The 19,478-nt window shown below is 68.1% G+C and carries 15 protein-coding genes and 1 pseudogene; 10 read left to right on the forward strand and 6 right to left on the reverse strand.

Annotated elements, in window-relative coordinates; translation table 11 throughout:
• Nucleotides 1-5 precede the first annotated feature (5 nt).
• Nucleotides 6-767, reverse strand: a complete 762-nt coding sequence (locus ABD116_RS41300; protein WP_343984129.1) for an isocitrate lyase/PEP mutase family protein — start codon at nt 765-767, stop codon at nt 6-8.
• Between the two features lie 299 nt (nt 768-1,066).
• On the opposite strand from ABD116_RS41300, the gene ABD116_RS41305 reads away from it, so the two are divergent.
• Nucleotides 1,067-2,254 (forward strand): chymotrypsin family serine protease, encoded by a 1,188-nt coding sequence (locus ABD116_RS41305; RefSeq protein ID WP_343984131.1) that lies wholly within the window; start codon nt 1,067-1,069, stop codon nt 2,252-2,254.
• A gap of 26 nt (nt 2,255-2,280) precedes the next feature.
• Here the strand turns inward: ABD116_RS41305 and ABD116_RS41310 are convergent, their stop codons facing one another.
• The gene (locus tag ABD116_RS41310; protein WP_343984133.1) at nt 2,281-3,570 is read right to left on the reverse strand and encodes a LuxR C-terminal-related transcriptional regulator; all 1,290 of its coding nucleotides are present in this window, start codon (nt 3,568-3,570) and stop codon (nt 2,281-2,283) included.
• 579 nt (nt 3,571-4,149) lie between these two features.
• On the opposite strand from ABD116_RS41310, the gene ABD116_RS41315 reads away from it, so the two are divergent.
• Nucleotides 4,150-7,053 carry a M36 family metallopeptidase gene (locus tag ABD116_RS41315; protein ID WP_343984135.1) on the forward strand — a complete coding sequence of 968 codons (2,904 nt, stop codon included), beginning with the start codon at nt 4,150-4,152 and terminating at the stop codon, nt 7,051-7,053.
• Nucleotides 7,054-7,670: 617 nt separating this feature from the next.
• Here ABD116_RS41315 and ABD116_RS41320 read toward each other — a convergent pair.
• Nucleotides 7,671-9,509 (reverse strand): AMP-dependent synthetase/ligase, encoded by a 1,839-nt coding sequence (locus tag ABD116_RS41320; RefSeq protein WP_343984137.1) that lies wholly within the window; start codon nt 9,507-9,509, stop codon nt 7,671-7,673.
• Between the two features lie 107 nt (nt 9,510-9,616).
• On the opposite strand from ABD116_RS41320, the gene ABD116_RS41325 reads away from it, so the two are divergent.
• Nucleotides 9,617-11,242, forward strand: a complete 1,626-nt coding sequence (locus tag ABD116_RS41325) for a peptide-N4-asparagine amidase (protein ID WP_343984139.1) — start codon at nt 9,617-9,619, stop codon at nt 11,240-11,242.
• Between the two features lie 26 nt (nt 11,243-11,268).
• Nucleotides 11,269-11,763, forward strand: coding sequence for a T6SS immunity protein Tdi1 domain-containing protein (locus ABD116_RS41330; protein ID WP_343984141.1), 495 nt, complete (start codon nt 11,269-11,271; stop codon nt 11,761-11,763).
• Here ABD116_RS41330 and ABD116_RS41335 read toward each other — a convergent pair.
• Nucleotides 11,760-12,788 (reverse strand): aspartate-semialdehyde dehydrogenase, encoded by a 1,029-nt coding sequence (locus ABD116_RS41335; protein ID WP_343984143.1) that lies wholly within the window; start codon nt 12,786-12,788, stop codon nt 11,760-11,762. The two genes, ABD116_RS41330 and ABD116_RS41335, sit on opposite strands and share 4 nt — an antisense overlap.
• Nucleotides 12,789-12,976: 188 nt before the next feature.
• On the opposite strand from ABD116_RS41335, the pseudogene ABD116_RS41905 reads away from it, so the two are divergent.
• The 3 genes and pseudogenes from ABD116_RS41905 to add form a co-directional block, all read left to right on the forward strand.
• Nucleotides 12,977-13,222: pseudogene (locus tag ABD116_RS41905) on the forward strand (adenosylhomocysteinase); the annotation flags it as partial.
• A 76-nt stretch (nt 13,223-13,298) separates the two neighbouring features.
• Entirely contained in the window at nt 13,299-14,009 is a 711-nt protein-coding gene (locus ABD116_RS41340) for a Rossmann-fold NAD(P)-binding domain-containing protein (RefSeq protein WP_343984145.1), read from the forward strand.
• A complete protein-coding gene (gene add, locus ABD116_RS41345; RefSeq protein ID WP_343984147.1) occupies nt 14,006-14,977 on the forward strand; it encodes an adenosine deaminase in 972 nt (323 codons plus the stop codon). Before ABD116_RS41340 ends, add begins: the two co-directional genes overlap by 4 nt.
• Nucleotides 14,978-15,129: 152 nt before the next feature.
• Here add and ABD116_RS41350 read toward each other — a convergent pair whose 3' ends face one another.
• Both ABD116_RS41350 and ABD116_RS41355 read right to left on the reverse strand, forming a co-directional pair.
• Nucleotides 15,130-15,315, reverse strand: a complete 186-nt coding sequence (locus ABD116_RS41350; RefSeq protein WP_132194310.1) for a tautomerase family protein — start codon at nt 15,313-15,315, stop codon at nt 15,130-15,132.
• Between the two features lie 67 nt (nt 15,316-15,382).
• Nucleotides 15,383-16,897 carry a sodium:solute symporter family protein gene (locus tag ABD116_RS41355; protein ID WP_343984154.1) on the reverse strand — a complete coding sequence of 505 codons (1,515 nt, stop codon included), beginning with the start codon at nt 16,895-16,897 and terminating at the stop codon, nt 15,383-15,385.
• A gap of 169 nt (nt 16,898-17,066) precedes the next feature.
• Here ABD116_RS41355 and kduI point away from each other — a divergent pair, with 169 nt between their 5' ends.
• From kduI to ABD116_RS41370, 3 genes are read left to right on the forward strand one after another with little or no spacing between them, the layout of a single operon-like run.
• Nucleotides 17,067-17,906, forward strand: a complete 840-nt coding sequence (gene kduI / locus ABD116_RS41360; protein ID WP_343984156.1) for a 5-dehydro-4-deoxy-D-glucuronate isomerase — start codon at nt 17,067-17,069, stop codon at nt 17,904-17,906.
• Nucleotides 17,903-18,679, forward strand: a complete 777-nt coding sequence (locus ABD116_RS41365) for an SDR family oxidoreductase (RefSeq protein WP_343984158.1) — start codon at nt 17,903-17,905, stop codon at nt 18,677-18,679. Before kduI ends, ABD116_RS41365 begins: the two co-directional genes overlap by 4 nt.
• An 11-nt stretch (nt 18,680-18,690) precedes the next feature.
• Complete coding sequence (locus ABD116_RS41370) at nt 18,691-19,455, forward strand: IclR family transcriptional regulator (RefSeq protein ID WP_343984160.1); 765 nt, start codon at nt 18,691-18,693, stop codon at nt 19,453-19,455.
• The last annotated feature ends 23 nt before the right edge of the window (nt 19,456-19,478 follow it).

Genomic DNA, 19,478 nt, shown 5'->3' on the forward strand with positions numbered 1-19,478 from the left:
ACCGATCAGCGCCAGGGGTTGACCAGGTCGGTGAGGTTCTTGGTCAGTGCGACCTGCAGCAGCGGACCGAAGGTGATCCGCTGGACGCCGGCCTTCTTGAGGTCCTCGAACGATCCCGACGCCGCGCCGTCGATCGGGTGGGCGGTCACATTGAGCGGGCCGGACAGCTCAGCCAGCAGAACGCCGAGGCTTTCGGCGTCGGGGATCCGCACCGGGTAGACGCAGCGGGCGCCGGCCGCCTCGCACGCTTGCGAGCGGCGTACCGCCTCGGCCAGCGGGTCGTCGAACTTGGCCACCTTGCCCAGGAACGCGTCCGTGCGAGCGTTGATGACCAGCTCGACACCGGCCTGGTCGGCGGCGGCGCGGATTGCACCGATGTAGTCGGCGTGCTCCTGCACATCCCGCAGCCGGCCCTCGCTGTGCACGGTGTCCTCGACGTTGATGCCGACGGCGCCGGCCTCGAGCACGCGCTCCACCAGCTCGGCCGCCGGAGTGTCGTAGCCCGACTCCACATCGGCAGTCACCGGCACGTCGACCGCCGCCGTGATCCGGCGGATCCCGTCGAGCGCATCCGCCAGCGTCATCCCCTCGTTGTCCTCCTGCCCGCGGGAGTTGGCCAACGGGTGGCTGCCGATGCTCAGCGCCGGGAAACCGGCCTCGACGACCGCGCGGGCCGACCAGGCATCCCAGACCGTCGGCAGCACCAGAGTCTCCCCGGTGTGGTGGAGCCGAAGCAGCTCGCTGGCCTTGGCTGCGATATCGGTCATTTCTACTCCCGAGAGGTCGAAGGGTGATGCTCGTCGCGGATTCCGGGTCAACGGTACCGACCGCTACCTCACGACGGCATGGAAAGACCCACCAGCGCTCCGGGGGTGAGGCTGGTGGGTCTTGGAGCCAGGGACTGGGCCCCGGCCGTCCGCTACATCGCGGGCCGCGGGTTGTTCGTTACAGCCCCGGCGGCGGGAGTTCACGGGGGCGCCTCCGTAGGGTTTGGGGGGTTTCGTTGACACCTTTGCGCGGGGGTCTTCATGGTGGGCGGACCGCCCCCAAAAAGTGAGGACCGCTCATGCGCAAGTCACCCGATCGTGCACGTTTGGCCGGTGCCGGCGTTGTCGCCGTCGCCTTGCTGGCCGCCTTCACCGCAGTACCGTCGCAGGCTTCCGAGCCAGCCGTGAACAGTCCAGCCGAGCCGAGGGTCAGCGCCAAGTCAGCCACCGCCGCGGATCGGCAGATGCTGGCTCAGCGTCCGTTGATCGAGGCCGCCGAACGTTTGGCGGTGGTCGCGGAATCGCCTGCTCTGCAAGGGTTCGCCGGTATCACTCTCGCCGACGACGCCGTTGTGCTCTGGTGGAAGGGTGCACCGCCGGCGCGGGTTCGGCAGGCCGTCTCGTCTGCGGCCAAGCTCGCACCGGTACGGATCGCCGGCGCCGTCCATTCCAAGAAGGAACTCGACCAGGCCGCCCGGTCCATCGCGACCTGGCAGCAGCAGAACCCGGGCGCCGGGGTCCATGCGGTGAAGAATCCTGGCGACGGCAGCGGTCTCGTGCTGAGCGTCAGCCCGACGCGTCGCGCGGCGGCCGAGCTCGGCCAGACTTTGCGGGAGCGTACCGGCGTACCGGTTCGTGTGGTTGCGGAGGAGCCGCTGAAGCCGCTGTCGCGTGGGGACGACTGGTCGCCCTGGATCGGCGGAGCGCGGCTCTGGAACCAGTCCGCCGGCGCGATCTGCACCACCGGCTTCGGCGTACGGGACGGCCAGCATCGGCCGTACATCCTCACCGCCGCGCATTGCGGCCAGTCGGGTCAGCAGTTCGCCGACGGGCAGGGTGAGTACATCGGGAACATGGGCGCGCGCAACCAGGACCATGACATCGCGCTGATCCCGACCAACAACGTCGACCCGCAGCTGTACGTCGGCGACGGCAACAGCGGCCTCGTCGAGAACGTCCCGTACTGGGGTCACGTCTTCGTCGGCCAGTACCTGTGCCAGAGCGGCATCACCAGCGCGGCGGTCACCGGCGGACCGGTCTGCAACATCAAGGTCCTGTTCTTCTACAACGATCGGGAGGACCTGGTCGAGGGCGAGCAGATGAACGGCCAGGACGCGGCCCGCGGCGGCGACTCCGGCGGTCCGGTCTACTCGCGCGGCGACGCCGGCCTGATCGCCAACGGAACCGTCACCCGCGGCGCCGGCCCCCGGATCGGCTTCCAGGACTTCGCCACCGCCAACCGCGACTTCGGCGTCAGCATGTCCTGAGCATCTTTCGCTGAGCAGCGCAGGTCCTAAGCGCCTTCGCTGAGAAGCTGGATCAGGTCGTGGCGGCCGGTGAGCCCGAGTTTGCGATAGACGCCGGACAGGTGGAACTCCACCGTCCGGCGGGCCAGGAAGAGCTGGTTCGCAATCTCCGGGTTCGACAAGCCGGCCGCCACCAACCGCGCGACCTTCCGCTCCTGCGCCGTCAGGCCGCGGAGGGCTCCCATCGCCGGCCCTGCGACTGACCGCGCCCGCTCCGCCAACGGCCGGGCACCGCAGTCGTCGGCAAGCTGGATCGCCCGGAGCAGCTGACGATCGGCGGCGCCGGCCTCGCCGCCCTTGTGCAGAGCCATTCCCAGTTCGTACCGAGCGAGCGCCTCATCCAGCAACTGCCCCGCGTCCTGCAACCTGCCGACGGCCTCGACGAGCTCGCGGCCCCGGGTGGGCCGCGTCAGCGCCAGCACGTACAACGCGAAGCCGATCGCGCCGTCGGTTCCAACGAGCCGCGCACGCTCGAGATTCTCCTCCGCGAGTCGCTCAGCCTGCGCTGACCGCCCCAACCGCAGCAGCGTCTCAACAGCAGCCGGCCGCCAGCGAACCACCTCAGGGCTGTCCACCCCGGCCTCGGCCAGCAGCTCACCACAGTCCAAGTACGTCCGTACCGCCGCCCCGAACTGCCCCGCCTCCACCTGTGCCCCACCCCGAGCCATCACCCCACCCGGCGTCACCTGCCCACCGTCGCCTAACAGCCGACACCCTCGCCTCTTGACCACCCTCGGCGTACCCCCAGCGACTCTCGTCACCTCCGCCAGACTCCAGACGATCCGCAGCACCAACGCCCGGTCCCGCAGTACCAACGCCTTCCGCAACAGCGCCCGGAGCAGGCTCATCACCGACCGCAGATCGCCCTTTCTGTGCAGAATCCGGACCCTGAGCAGCTCCAGCTCGACCAACGCCGACTCGTTGCCTTGGGCCACAAACTTGCTCCGCGCCGCCAGTACGGCCGATTCGGCCCGTACCGGCGCTCCCACCACCGAGAGCGTGAACAAGGCGTTCCAGCACAACCCGAACTCCCCCAGCGGATCCGCTGCGGCCAGTACGGCGTCCGCATCGCGCAACGCCGCTCTCGCATCGCCACCGGTCAGCGCCCCCGAGGCGGACCGCCCGGCCCGCGAAGCCAGATCCGACCGCGGAGCCCGGTCCCCGAACCGCCTCGCATCTCGCACCAGCGAGCCACCGGCCCGAAACCATCGATCCACCACCCGCAGATCGATCGCAGCGGACTCGTCCCACCCCGAACGCGCAATCCCGACCGGCATCTCGACCACCATCTCCCCAGAAGACGATCGCCCGAAATCCCCCTCACTCTGCCCCGGGAACCCTCGCCGGAAACGTTTCCTGACCGAATCCGGCCAGCCCTCCGGTAGCAGTCAGTCAGCTTGCCGCGGAGGCAACGGGGTCGCGGTCGAGGTAGGCGACGGCGAAGAGGATCAGCGCGGTGACGATGCTGACGCCTGCATTGGTGACGAGGTCAGAGGTGGCCATGCCTGACCCTGAAGCCCGGAACCGCCCCCGGACAGCTCGAAGAAGCCCTGGAAAGCCTCCGCAACCAGGGCCGGGTGATGTGCTCCTTCGACATCACCGACGACCTCGACCCCACGATGGCCGAATGCTCGCAGCCCTCCACCAACGCCGCTACGACACCATCCCCGAGATCGGCCGGCTGGTCGCAGCCCTCCCCGAGTACGCCGGTAGCGCCGTCCCAGAAGCAGACCGCGCCCGCCAGCCGGCGGCATCTCTTCGGCCGGCGCGATCTCTTCACTGCCGATGGATGCAGGCATATCGTCCGGCCGAGGGGTCTTTGTGCCCGCCCGCGACAATCTCGACGGAGCGTAGCCATGAGAACAGTACGTACAGGGAGGGGGCTCCTGGCCATCGGTGCGGTGACGACCACCGTGCTCGCGATGACCATGAGCTCAGGCGCGAACGCCGCCGGCCCGCAGCCCAAGGCCGACCCGGACGCGCCCGCGGTCCAGGCTGAGCCGGGCCAGCGAGAAGCCAAGGGGTTCTACGACGTGCGCACACCCAGCGCACGGACGACCTACGCGCAGGCCGCCAAGACGATGGCCAAGGAGGGCGCGGCCGCGGAGAAGTTCCGCGACTCGCTGGGCCCGCAGGGCATCGTCTCGGTGGACCCTGCGACCGGTACGCCGAAGCAGGTGGCCAAGCTGAACGGGTTCCTCACCGGTCCCAGCAGCAAACCGCCGGCCCGGATCGTGCTCGACTACATCCGGGCGCACCCAGAGATCTTCCGGCTGTCCGAGAACGACCTGCGGACGCTGCGGCTCCGCAAGAACTACCGCGACGTCGAGGGATCACATCACCTGTCCTGGGAGCAGGTGGTGAACGGCACTCCGCTCTTCGGCAACGGCATCGTCGGGCACGTCACCAAGCGCGGAGAACTGATCGCCATCATGGGCTCGCCCGTGCCTGGTCTGGCCGGGCTCGCCGCCGGCGCCGCCACGCCCTCGGTGAGCGCGGACGGCGCCCGGCTGGTCGCCGCCAAGGATGTCGGTGGCAAGACAGCGACGACCAGCGTGAAGACCGTCGCGGACGGCAGGACGTGGGGCAATGGTGACTACGCCAAACGGGTCTGGTTCTACACCCCCGCCGGCCTGCGCGCGGGCTGGGCGACGTACACCCAAGCCGGCGGCACCCTGATCTACAGTCACGTGATCGACGCGTCGACCGGCAGCGTCCTGTACCGCCGGCCGCTGGTCGACCATGCCAACGGCGACGGCCTGGTGACGGACTACTACCCCGGCGCGGCCAAGGGCGGCACTCAGCGGAAGGTCAACTTCTTCAAGGCCGGCTACCTCCAGAAGGGCGCCCAGACGCTCCAGGACGGTACGTCGGTCTACGCCTTCGCCGACATCAACGACGATGACCTGGCAGGAGCCGGTGAGACCGTCAAGGTCCCCGGTACGAGGACCACCGCGGAGTACCGGCTGGTGCCGTTCGCCAGCAACCCGCAGTGCTCGGTCTCCTTCGTCTGCACCTGGGACCCGGCGACGGCGAACTCCTGGCGGACGAACCTGAACCAGGACGTCACGCAGGCGTTCTACCTGGCCAGCAACTTCCACGACTACCTGAAGAAGTCGCCGATCGGGTTCACCGCGGCGGCGGGGAACTTCGAGGCCAAGGGCAGCGACCCGGTACTGCTGAACGCGATCGACGGCGCCAACACCGGGAACGGCCTGCCCGACGGCGGCCACGTCAACAACGCGAACATGAACACGCCACCGGACGGCACCTCGCCGACCATGCAGATGTACCTGTTCCACAACCCGGCCAACCCGGCCGACCGGTTCGTGCCGACCAGTTCGGCGAACGACGCCAGCATCCTGTACCACGAGTACACCCACGGCCTGTCCAACCGGCTCGTGGTCGATGCCTCCGGCAACTCCACCCTGAACAGCGTGCAAGCCGGCGGCATGGGCGAGGGCTGGAGCGACTTCTACGCGATGGACTACCTGGTCGCCAACGGCCTCCAGCCGAACAGCGGCGGGCTCGACGGCGAGGTCAAGGAGGGGACGTACACGGTCGCAGGCGGGCTGTTCCGCAAGGAAGCGATGGACTGCCGGGTCGGCTCGACCGCTCCCACCTGCAAGGCGCTCGACGGCACCCAGGGCGGCTACACCTTCGCCGACTTCCCGAACCTCGGGCTGCGCGGGCCAGAGGTCCACGACATCGGCGAGTACTGGGCGCAGGTGCTGTGGGACGTCCGCGAACGCTTCGGTCACACCAAGACGATCTCGCTGGTGACCCGGGCGATGGAGCTGTCTCCGTCCGACCCGTCACTGCTGGACATGCGCAACGCGATCCTGCAGGCCGACCAGGTCGTCAACCGCGGCAAGGATGTCGCCGCGCTCTGGCAGATCTTCGCGACCCGCGGCATGGGCTGGTTCGCCGGCGTCGTCGACGCTGGTGACACGGCCCCGGCGGAGGACTTCCACGTACCGCCGACCGGTGCCGGTGCCACCCTGCAAGGCACGGTGACCGACAAGCTCACCGGCGCGCCGGTACCGAACGCGCTGGTGTTCATCGCCGGCCACGACTCCGGCTACTCCGGCGACTACGCCGACGTGACCGATGCCCAGGGCAAGTACTCGATCGACGGGGTGCTGCCCGGGACGTACCCGAAACTGGTCGTCGCCGGCGGTCCGTACGAGATCCTGAACCAGGCCGTGACGATCGCGGCCGGAGGCTCGACGGTCAACTTCACCCCACGCCGCGACTGGGCCGCCGCTGCCGGCGGAGGCGCCGTCACGGACTTCAACGGCCCAGACTTCGCCCCGGCCTGTACGCCGCCGTACGCGATCGACCTGTCCCAAGGCACCGGTTGGGGCAGCACCACCGGCGACGACGCAGGCACCCCGACCAACACTCCGATCCCCAAGTTCATCGTGGTGGCACTGCCCGCGACGGTGAACATCACCACCTTCTCGGTCGACCCGTCACAAACCTGCGGCGACCCGGGAAGCGCAGCCACCGGCGGCTACCGCATCGAGACCTCCGCCGACGGCACCACCTGGGCGACCGCCGCCGAAGGCACCTTCGGCGCCGCCAACCGCCTCCGCTACAACGAAGTCACCCCCACCGGCAACACCACGGGCATCAAGTACGTCAAGTTCTGGATGCTCAGCCCCCAAGTCCCCGACATCACCACCAACTGCCCCGGCCCCTTCGCCGGCTGCCAGTTCATGGACATGATGGAACTACAGGTCTTCGGCACCCAGTAACCAACCATTGGGGCCCGGAACCTCATTGGGTTCCGGGTCCCGCCTCACCTCGCGCTACATGGCTGGTCTGGCTCGCCTTCCGGGGGTCCAAAGCCATGCTGATTGGCGGGCGGCCCGGCGGGATCTCGACCGTCGATCGGGGATGACGACTTGGTCGAGCCGCGGCAGTTTCAGCAGCGCGTCGGCCGTCTCGTCGTCCGGGTTGCTCCGGATGTACCGCTGTGGGTTCACCCCGACGGCACGGATCCGCGGCCCCCGACGCCCATCCGGCTCGGCGACGTAGGCGATGCCACCACTGTGATCAAGCCAGCGGATGACATCTTCGATCGAGCTGTCTTCCAACCCTCCGTGAGGGTCCGACCACTGAACGCGAGCAATACCGCGCAAGTCATCCCGCTCCTGCGACATAGCGACCGCAGTAACCGTCACTGCCGGATAACTTGCAAGGCTCATCGACTGCCAGCGCCTCCTGGTATATCAACCCTCGCATCGTGACACCCACCCCCACCACCCCGAAACCCCCAGCCCACCCATTGGACCGCTCCCGCCAGGGCCAGCACGCAGGACGCGACGTAGGAGCGGACGGCGGAGCCGGCGTGGGGAGTCCTATACCCAGTTCAGTCGTACATCTTGTCCAGGAGGTCGCCGTAGGTGGTTTCTACGTATTTGCGCTTCAGCTTCAGGCTCGGGGTCATTTCGCCGCCCTCTACCGTCAGGTCGCGGTCGAGGATGGTGAATTTCTTGATGGTTTCCCAGCGGTTGAGGCCGGCGTTCAGCTCGTCCACGTAGCCCTGGACGAGTTTCTGGGCGGCGTCGGAGGTGACGATTTCGGCGTACGACTTGCCGGACAGTCCGTTGGCGTCGGCCCAGGGCTGGATGGCTTCGGGGTCGAGGGTGACCAGGGCGGAGACGAAGTTGCGTTGGTTGCCGTGGACAAGGAACTGGCTGGCGTACGGGCAGATCATCTTGAAGCGGCCCTCGATCACCTGCGGGGCGACGTACTTGCCGCCGGAGGTTTTGAAGAGGTCCTTCTTGCGGTCGGTGATGAAGAGGAACTCGTCCTCGAAGTGCCCGATGTCGCCGGTGTGGAACCAGCCGTCGGCGTCGATGACCTCGGCCGTCTGCTCCGGCAGGTTGTGGTAGCCGCTCATCACGCCAGGGCCCTTGATCAGGATCTCGCCGTCCTCGGCGATCTTGAACTCGGCCGCCGGGAAGATCGGCCCGACGCTGCCCAGGCGGTACTGGTCCGGCCGGTTCAAAGTAGAGCCGGCAGCCGTCTCCGACAGGCCGTAGCCTTCGAGGATCAGCAGGCCGGCAGCGTGGAACCACTCGGCCAGCTTCTTGTCCAGTGCGGCCGAGCCGGAGACGAAGAACCGGATCCGCCCACCGAAGCGCGCCCGGATCTTCGACAGGACGAGCTTGTCGGCGAGGGTGAACTGAGCAGCCAGTACGCCGCCCGGCTCCTTCCCCTGCTGGCGAAGAGCAGACACCTGAGCGCCGACCCCGAAGGCCCAGTGGAACAGCTTGGCCTTGATCCCGCCCTCGGACTCCATCATCGTCACGATCCGCCCGTGCGCCTTCTCGAAGACGCGCGGCGCGGCAGCCATGAACGTCGGCTGGACAGCGGCCGCGTTCTCGACGATCTTGTCGACCCGTCCGTCGATCGCCGTCGCGAAGCCGATCTGGAACTGCACGGCCAGCAGCACCTGACCGAAAACATGCGACAGCGGCAGCCACAGCAACTGCAGGTCGTCCGGGCTCAGCACCCGGATCCCCTCAACCGCGGCGCCCTCGTAGGTCCAGACCGAGTGCGGCAACCGCACGCCCTTCGGCCGGCCGGTGGTGCCCGACGTGTAGACCAAAGTGCACAGGTGATCGGGCTGAACCTGAGCGATCCGCTCGTCAACCGCTGAGGGCGAGGACTCCAAAAGCTTCGCGCCCAGCTCATCCAGCGCCGCCAGCGTGATCACCCAGTCGCCGTCGCGCTCGTCCGGCTCGCCGTCGAGCAGCACGATCTTGCGCAGCGACGGGGTGTCGGACCGATGCGCGCGCAGCTTGTCGACCTGGCTGGCGTCCTCGGCGAAGACGACCTGTACTTCGGCGTCCGCCACGATGTACGACACGTCGGCAGCCATCGTCGTCGGGTAGATCGTCGTGGTCGCGGCGGCCGCGAGGATCGACGCGAGGTAGCACTGGACCCATTCGAGCCGGGTGCTGGCCGCGATGCCGACCCGCTGCTCGGGCTCGACGCCCAGCGCGACCAGGCCGGCCGCGCGCCGGCGTACCAGGGCTTCGGTCTCCTGCCAGGTCACGGAGCGCCAGCCGCCGTCGCCGGAGGGGGCTCTGAACGCCTCCCGGCCGGGCGTCGCGGCGACGCGATCGAGGAACATCTGCGCGAGGTGTTCCTTGCGGTTGCTGAGCAACGCGAGCTGGGGACCGTCGGCAACGGGCTTCATGTCTGGCCTCCACGGGGGGTCAAGTAACCGAACAGTAATAGGCCAGCGCAGCGCTGGCCATGCTGATCGCTTGCCCGGGCGCACCATCTCGATTACGTTTCCGCAACATGCGCGCACGGTCTGTGGCACTCGTCTCACTGTCCGTCCTATTCCTCGGAATCCTGGCCCCGGCGACGGCGGCCCCACCGCCGCCCGAGTTCGGCAGCGACTATTCCGATCCCCGGACCCCGGCCCCGCCCGTCGCGGTGCCGCACACCCGGCACTGCTCGGTGGAGATCGTCCGGAACGGCTTCAAGAACTTCGACCCGTACACCTCCACGTACACGCCCCCGGCCGCCTGTCGTGGGCCGTGGTCGAAGGTGGTCCTGCGGATGCAAGGCTCGGTCAAGGGCGTCCAGTACGACCGCCTCGGCCACATCACGATCGGCGGCGTGGGCGTGTTCCGCACCTCGACGCCCGAGCCGAGCACGGACGGCATCAGCTGGCAGGTCGAGAAGGACGTCACGTCGTACAGCCCGCTCCTCCGCACCCCACAACCGGTCGTGATGGAGCTCGGGAACGTCGTCGACCAGACCTACACCGGCGTCCTCGACATCGTCGTCACGCTCGACTTCTACACAACCGGCCACGGCGCCCCAGCAGCCCGTACTGCGAACGCCGTCCTCCCCCTGCAGGACCAGCGCCGCGAAGACTCCGACCTGGTCGGCACCGCGACGCTCCCCCGCAACACGTCTCGCCTACTCGGCGAGGTCTACGTGACCGGCTCAGGCGGTGGCTGCGAGGAGTTCTGGGACACGTCAGCGCCGGTCGAGACGGGCTACTCCTGCCCGGACGGGTCGCCGTACCGGGAGGTCGAAGTACAGATCGATGGCAAGACGGCCGGTATCGCCCTGCCGTACCCGTACATCTACACCGGCGGCTGGTCGAACCCGTACTCCTGGCGCCCCTCCCCCGCACCGCGCGCGTTCGACATCAAGCCGCTGACGTACGACCTGACGCCCTTCGCCGGGCTGGTCAGCGACGGCAAGCCGCACGAATTCCGCGTCCACGTGATCGGCGTCCCGGCCGGGCAGAGCGGCTGGTTCACGGTCCCCAATCTGCACGTCTGGACCGACGCGCACTCGAAGCAGACCAGCGGCAAGCTCACCTCGTACGCCGTATCGCCGCTGACCAAGACGGACAACGTCACCGGCTCGCCCAACGCGGCTGGATCCGTCGACACGTCGGCCTCCCGGTCGCTCAAGATCAGCGGGTACGTCGATACGTCGGCCGGCCGCGTCCGCACGACCGTCGAACGCTCACTCACCAATGACAGCAAGCACGTCTGGGAGGCCGGCGAAACCCGCGACACCCTCGACGCGTCCTGGCGTGATCTGTCGACCGTGACGACGGGGGCCCGAGTCGAGCGGACCGATCTCACGTACGGCAAGAACGGCTACATCAGCTTCTTGCCCAACGCAACCATTCCCGGCGGGTACGACGTCATCACCGACCTCGACGTCGCCGATCGCAGCCACACCACGAGCCGGGTCGGTCCGGTGACGGTGGCGGATCGGCGTACCGAGGAGACCTACGACGGGCGCGCCGCCTGGATCTACAACGTCCCCCGCGACCAGCGCCACGCCACCGGCACCCAAACCGTCCGCTACCGCATCACCGGCACCGACGGCTGTTACGACCACACGTTGTCGGCGGTCAACGGCATCTACACGAAGGACTTCTACCGCTGCTGACCCCGAGCCAGTCCTAGCCTGCGCCCATGGACTTCATCAAGAGCTTCACCGACGAGCAGTACGCCGGTGCGCTGGAGACATGGGCGTGGCTGGATCTGGCCGGCAAGAAGCCGATCCTGGCGACGATGTTCGGTCATGTGTTCCTGGCCGCGGACGACGGCTTCTGGCTGCTCGACCCGATCGCGGGCACGCTGACGCATCGGTGGACCGATCAGGAGCACCTGCAGACCGATCTCGATCGGCCGGAGGTTCAGGATGAGCTGCTGATCGATCTGGCTGATGCCGCGTTGCAGCGCGGGCTGGCGCCGGGGGCGGACGAGATCGTCGACTTCGCCACGCCGCCGGTTCTCGGTGGAGCGGTCGAGCCGGGGAATCTGCAGGTGATGGACTTCGTGGTCGCGATCAATCTGGCCGGGCAGATCCATGCGCAGACCACTGGGCTCGCCGACGGTACGCCGGTGACCGTCGCCGTTCAGGAGGAGCCGAAACGGCGAGGTCTCTTCGGACGCCGCAAGGGCTAGGCGCGTTGCTGGAGGAGTTCGGCGATCTGGACCGCGTTGAGGGCGGCGCCCTTGCGGAGGTTGTCGTTGGAGATGAACAGGACCAGGCCCCGGTTGCCGGGGACGGACTGGTCCTGGCGGATTCTGCCTACGTAGGACGGGTCGTTGCCGGCTGCCTGCAACGGAGTCGGCAGGTCTGACAGTTCTACGCCCGGGGCGGTGGCGAGGAGTTCGGTGGCCCGGTCGGGGGTGATGGGGTCGGCGAACTCGGCGTGGATGCTCAGCGAGTGGCCGGTGAAGACGGGAACGCGGACGCAGGTGCCGGCGACCAGGAGATCCGGGACGTGCAGGATCTTGCGGCTCTCGTTGCGGAGCTTCTGCTCCTCGTCGGTCTCACCGGTGCCGTCGGCAACGATCGACCCGGCCAGCGGGAGCACGTTGAAGGCGATCGGCCCCGCATAGACAGAGGGCTCAGGGAGTACGACGCCGTCCGTGCCGAGAGCGAGACGTCCAGCACCGTCGGCGAGAGCGTGGGTCTGGTCCTCGAGCTCGCGTACGCCGACGCCGCCCGACCCGGACACGGCCTGGTAGGTCGAGACGATCAGGCGGGTGAGCCGGGCCTCGCGGTGCAGCGGTGCGAGGACCGGCATCGCGGCCATCGTGGTGCAGTTGGGGTTGGCGACGATGCCCTTGGGGAGATGGTCGAGATCGCCCGGGTTGACCTCGGCAACGACCAGCGGTACGTCGGGGTCCATCCGCCAGCCGGAGGAGTTGTCGACGACGACGGCGCCCGCCGCGGCGACCTTCGGGGCGAACTCCTTGGACGCCGTCTTTCCGTTGGAGAACAGCGCCAGGTCGAGTCCCGTGAAATCCGCCGTCGCCGAGTCCTCGACGGTGATCTTCTCGTCGCCGAACGCCAGCTGGCTACCGGCTGAGCGGGCGGACGCGAAGTACCGGATCTCCTCGACCGGGAACTTCCGCTCCACCAGCAGTTGCCGCATCACGCCGCCGACCTGACCAGTTGCTCCGAATACGCCTACTCGCATGAGGCCAAGCCTAAGTGACCAGCTGAGTGGGTTACCCTCAATATGTGCTGAGTGAGACGAATCGATCCGCCGTGCGTGCCGCGGTGATCTTCGGCGACCACTCGTACCGCAGCGATCTCTACCAGTAGGACCGGCCGTTCCACCGAGCCAACCCCTACCCTTCTTTTCTTCGCTGCGAAGGATCACTCATGCACGACCTTTCACTGTTCACGCATGCCGACGTGCGGTGGGCTGCCCAGAACATGCCGCTGCTCCTCGACACCGATCTGACGCCGCTCAACGGCCTCCGGATCGCCATCTGTCTGCACATCGAGCCCAAAACAGCCGTCCTCTGCGCCCTGCTGATCGAAGCCGGCGCTGAAGTCTGGCTGACCGGCTCACCCGGTACTACGCGACAGGACGTCGCCGATTGGCTGGCCACGTTGGGCGTACACGTCCACGCCGCGGCCGACGACGACCGGTGCGCTGCTCCTGCGGGAGCGCGAAGACCAGCCACAGTTTCCCGTCATCGTGATCAACGACAGCTATCTCAAGCTGCTCGTCGAGAACCGGTGGGGAGTCGGGCAGTCGGTCGTTCAGGGCTTCATGAACGCGACGAACCGGATGATCCCCGGCACCCGGGCGACGGTGGCGGGCTACGGGCCTTGCGGTCGTGGCGTTGCGCAGACGTTGCGCCAGTTGGGCGCGCGCGTGCAAGTTGCCGACCTTGATCCGTACCGGCGGCTCGAGGCGGCGTTGGATGGTCACCGGGTCGGTCCGCTCGACACTCTGCTCGGCAGCACCGACCTGCTGTTCCTCGCCACCGGGCAGCCGGATGTGGTCAGCGACGAGGGCATCGCGGCGCTGCCCGACAATGCGGTGATCGCCGGTGTCGGGCACTTCCCCTGGGAGCTGGATCTGGGACGCCTCAAGTCGCTCGTCAAGGCTGTCGATGGATCCGCCCGGCAGACTGCCGATGGGTCTGCCCGGCAGACTGCCGAGCACGAGACTTATGTCCAGCCGGACGGGCGGCGGATCACGGTGCTTGCGCAGACCCGGATGATCAATCTGGTCAGTGCGGGTGGCAATCCGATCGAGGCGATGGATCTCGGACTTACGCTGCAGGCGCGGTCGCTCGCGCTCGTGGCGACTGGAGCCGCGCTGCCCGGAGTACAGGCTGTGCCGCAGGAACTCGATCGGGAAATCGCCGGAACCTTCGCCGCAACGCTGGAGCGCTCATGACCAAGCTGCCACTCGTCGACCTGCACCGGCATCTCGAAGGGTCGATCCGGACGAGCACGGTGCTCGATATCGCTGCTCGCACGGGGCATGAGCTCGCTGGGCGCGTGAAACCTCGTACTGCGCTCGTCGCCGATGGGTCCGAGGGCGGACTGCTTCCGTACCTGGACAAGGTGGATGTCGCGATCGGCGTGCTGTCTGGGGTGGATGACTGGAGTCGCGCGGCGGCGGAGGCTGTCGACGACGCCTTCGATGATGGGCTGGACTATCTCGAGCTGCGGTACTGCCCGGGGATCATTGCCCATGACACCGGTCTGGCGCCTGAAGCGGTGATCGACGCGGTGTCGGGGGCGGTGGCGGAGCGGTCAGCCAAGTGGGGGTTGCCGGTCGGGTTGATCGGGATCGTGGTCCGGCATCTCGGTGCCGACTCGGCCGAGCTACAGATGGCGACGCTGCTGTCGCGCCGGGAGACCTTCTGCGCGGTCGATCTGGCCGGCGACGAGGCGAACTTCCCGGCGGAGTTGTTCGCGGGTGCCTTCGGCAAGGCGCGGGACGCCGGGTTGCATATCACCATCCACGCAGGCGAGGCGGCCGGCCCGCAGAGCGTGTGGGATGCGGTGCGGCACCTCGGCGCGGAACGGATCGGGCATGGGGTGAGGGCTGCTGAGGATCCGCAGTTGATGGAGTGGCTGGCTGAGCATGGGGTCACGCTGGAGGTGTCGCTGACGAGTAATACGCAGACTGGAGCGGCTCCGAGCTACGCCGAGCACCAGATCCACAAGCTGCTCGCCGCTGGGGTGCCGGTCACGCTCAACACCGACAACCCACGGGTGAGTGACGTCAAGCTCTCGCAGGAGCACCACACGGCGGTGGTCGAGGTCGGCCTGACTGCCGAGCAGCTTGCGCTGGTCGCAAGTCAGTCAGCAGCAGCCGCCTTCGGCGAAATAGGCGCGCTCGCCGACGAGCGCTAAAGCCGGGGCGGGGGCCGGGGCTGGGTGGGCGCGCGGGGGCTGGGTGGGGCGAGCCGGGCACGGGGTGTTGAAACCGAGCCGGCCCGGGCTTCCCTAGGGGCGGGAGGGAGACCGGGCCGGCGGCGTGCGCCGGGCGGGCGCACTGGAGGGGGTCAGCTGTCGGAGACGAGTACTCCGCCGTTGGCTACGTCGGACTTTTCGATCTCCTGGAAGACGATGCGGACCGCTTCGCGCTTGGCGCCGAGGATGGCGATGGCGGAGTCGGTGACGGCGGCGACGAACTCGCGGCGCTGGTCGAGGGTGCGGCCGGAGAGCAGTTCGACGGTGATGTTCGGCATAGAAGTAGCTCCTTGAAGCGATCAGTTGAGTGGTTCTGCGGTGTGGAACATTGTTCCAGAGGAGTGGTCAGCTGACGGCGGCCGCTCGTCTGGCGAGAACCTCGTCCGACTCGTCGGGGTCGGAGTTGAGGGAGTCGAGGAGGGCGTCTACGGAGTCGCGGCGTTCGGGCAACAGGAGGCCTAGGCCTACGTAGACGACCAGAGAGGTTGCCAGCGGCAACGCGACCACCAGGGTGGTGTCGGTGGAGCCCACGCCCCACTTGACGATCGCCCAGACGATCAGGCCGGCCGCCCAGGAGGCGATCGCCGCCCGCGATCCGGAGCGCCGGAACCACGGCAGCAGGCCGAGCATCAGCGGGATCGAGATCGGGCCCATCGTCGCGGCCACCAGGTCGACGACGATCTTCAGGACCACGCCCTGACCGTTGGTGATGATCGCGATCAGCATGCTCAGCGTGACGAAGGTGAAGGTGGTGATCCGGGCGAACTTCAGCGTCGCGACGTCGGACAGCTTGCGCAGCTTCGGGACCAGCACCGGGCCGATGTCGCGGGTGATCACCGACGAGATCACGTTCGCGTCCGAGGCGACCATCGCCATCGTGTGCGAGAAGAATCCGGCCAGCACCAGCCCGATCAGCCCGCTCGGCAGCAACAGCTGCGCCAGCTGGACGTACGACTGCTCCGGCTTGGCCAGATCGGGCACGAGCAGCGGCGCCGCGCACATCGGGATGAAGAGCACCAGCGGCCAGACCAGCCACAGGATCGACGACAACAGCGCGGACCGCTTCGCCTCGGAACCGGACGGCGCGGCCATGTAGCGCTGCGCCAGGTTCCACATCCCGCCGTTGTACTCGAAGGTCTTGATGAACAGGAACGCGATCAGGAAGACCGGTGTGTACGGCCCGTTCAGCGCGTCACCGTGCCCCTCGGGCAGCTGGTCCCACATCTTCCACAGCGTCGGGATGCCGTCCAGGTGCGAGAGCACGCCGACGAACATCGCGATCCCGGCCGCGGCCTGGATGATGAACTGGCCGAAGTCGGTGAGCACGTCGGCCCACAGCCCGCCCAGCGTCGCGTACAGCATCGTCACCACACCGGTGAGCAGGATGCCCCACCGCATCGGCACACCGGTGAAGCCGTTCAGCAACACCGCGATCGCGACCCACTTGGCGGCGATGTCGACCACCTTGAGCGCGGCACCGGAGTACGCGAGCACCTGCTGTGTCGGCAAGTTGTACCGCTTGGCCAGGTACTCCAGCGGCGACACGACGCCGTGTTTCGCACGGAGCCGGTTCCACCGAGCGGCGAAGAGGAACGCGCCGATGCCGACCCCGACCCCGATCGAGACGGCCCACCAGACGTACACGGTGATGCCGTAGGTGTAGGCGACCGCCGCGAAGGCGACGAACATGACCGCGCTGTAGCCGGACATGTGGTGCGAGATGCCGGACAGCCACCAGGGAATCCGGCCGCCGGTGGTGAAGTAGTCCACCACCGTCTTGATCTTGGTGCGCGACCAGAGGCCGATCAGCACCATCAGCACGAAATAGCCGGCCAGCACCGTCCAGTCGAGCGCTGTCATCGGGGGTCCTCCAAGATGCCTTGTCCTGCGAGGGCGGGATGTGAGGAAGGTTCCATCTGCCAGAACCAGGTGTCAAGAGGTGGAACAAACACCGACACCAAAGGGAGCTGTTCAGCCCACGACACGGACATCGTTTGACAGACTGTTCCATGAGATAGAACCTTGTTCTGTGAATTCGCCGCAGAAAGCTCTCCAGGTCAGGCACGCCACCCATCCCGACCAGGTGCCCGGGTTCGACACCGCCGCACTGCGCCGGACCTACCTGGTCGACGACCTGTTCACCCGTGACACGATCACCGCGGTGCTCACCCACCACGACCGGATCGTGCTGGCCGGCGCCCTGCCCGTCAGCGGCCCGCTCACCCTGGGCACCTGGCCGGAGCTGCGCAGCGAGTTCTTCCTCGAGCGCCGCGAGGCCGGCATCGTGAACGTCGGCGGCCCCGGCACGGTGACGGTCGACGGCACCAAGTTCGAGCTCGTCACCGGCGCCTGCCTGTACGCCGGCCGCGGCGCCCGCGAGGTGGTCTTCGAAGGGACCGACGCCGCGTTCTACCTGTTCTCCGCGGTCGCACACACCGACTTCCCGACGACGCTCGTCCAGCCCGGCGAGGGCAACCGGCTCGAGCTCGGCGACCAGCAGACCGCGAACCGCCGCACCATCGACCAGTACATCCATGCCGACGGCGTGAAGAGCTGCCAGATCGTGCTCGGCGTGACGACCCTGCACGCGGGCTCCACCTGGAACACGATGCCCGCGCACACCCACGACCGGCGGACCGAGTGCTACCTGTACTTCGGGCTGCCCGAGTCGGACCGGATCGTGCACCTGCTGGGCGAGCCCGAGGAGACCCGGCACCTGATCGTCGCCGACCGCCAGGCCGTCATCTCCCCGAGCTGGTCGCTGCACTCCGGCGTCGGCACCGCGGCGTACAGCTTCGTCTGGGCGATGGCCGGCGAGAACCAGGCCTTCACCGACATGGACGGCGTCGACGTGAAGGACCTGCGGTGACGCAAGCGTCCTTCTCACTCACGGGGAAAACAGCGCTCGTCACGGGTGCCCGCCGGGGCATCGGCGCCGCGATCGCGGCCGGACTGGCAGCGGCCGGCGCCGACCTGATCCTGATGGCGCGCGACGCGGCGCTGGAAGACACGCTCGAAGCGATCAAGGAGAACGGCGGCGGCGCGGCGACCATCGTGACCGCCGACTTCGCCGACCCGGCCGCCGTCGAGCAGGCGGCGATCGCAGCAGTGGAGGGAGCTGCTGCGGCGGGCCGCCAGATCGACATCCTGGTCAACAACGCCGGCACCATCCGCCGGGCGCCCGCGGCAGCCACGGGGGCGGCCGACTGGCAGCACGTGATCGACGTGAACCTCAACTCCACCTGGGCGGTGACCCGTCCGATCGGTGCCGCGATGGTGGCGCGCGGCAGTGGCAAGATCATCACGATCGCTTCCCTGCTGAGCTTTCAGGGTGGGATCAACGTTCCGGCGTACACGGCGAGCAAGCACGCGGTCGCCGGCCTCACGAAGGCGCTGGCCAACGAGTGGGGCGCGGCCGGCGTCCAGGTGAACGCGATCGCCCCGGGGTACATCAGTACCGACAACACGACCGACCTGCGGGCCGACGTGGAGCGGGAAGCGGCCATCCGCGACCGCATCCCGGCCGGTCGCTGGGGCCGGCCCGAAGACCTGATCGGCGCCGCGGTCTTTCTGGCCTCGGCGGCGTCCGGCTACGTCAACGGACACGTACTGGCCGTCGACGGTGGCTGGCTAGCCAGATAAGAGGTGACAGGATGAGCGACATGAGTTCGCCCTCGGCCATCGACAAGACGCTGATGGTGCTCGACGCCGTCCTCGAGCACTCCCGGTTCACCGACGTGGTGACGGCCACCGGCCTGGCCAAATCGACCGTGCACCGGATCATGGCCTCGCTCGTCGAGCACGACTTCGTCGCGCAGTCGGAAGACGGTTCGTACCATCCAGGCCCCAAGGCGCTCCGGCTGGCCGGCCACGCGCTGACCAACGTCGACCTGGCCACGGTCGCCCGGCCGGTACTGGCCGACCTGGTCGCCCAGACCCGCTGCACAGTCCACGTCGGACTGCTCAACGGCGACGAGGCGATCTACGTCGCCCGCCTGGACGGCCCCAAGCCGTACCGGATGCCGTCGCGCGTGGGCAAGGCCTTCTGGCTGCACTGCACCGGCATCGGCAAGGCACTGCTCGCCGAGAAGGACGACGAGGCGCTCGATGCACTCGTCACCCGTACCGGCCTGCCGGCCCGCACTCCCCTGACCCACACGACCGCCGCCTCGCTGAAGGCGGATCTCACCCAGGTCCGGGCCCGCGGATACGCGCTGGACGACGAGGAGAACGAGCCCGGCATCCGCTGCGTCGCGGCCGTCATCCACGACCACACCGGTACGGCGATCGCCGCGGTCAGCATCTCGACGCTGTCGCTGGAGCAGTCGATCGCCCAGGTCGCCCTGATGGCACCGGCCGCGATCGAGGCGGCCCGGAAGATCTCGGCCGCGCTGGGCTACATGGAACCCACACACTGAGTTCTCAATCCTGCGCGGTCCGT

It is taken from the genome of Kribbella koreensis (assembly GCF_039525325.1).
GTDB classification, from domain to species: Bacteria; Actinomycetota; Actinomycetes; order Propionibacteriales; family Kribbellaceae; genus Kribbella; species Kribbella koreensis.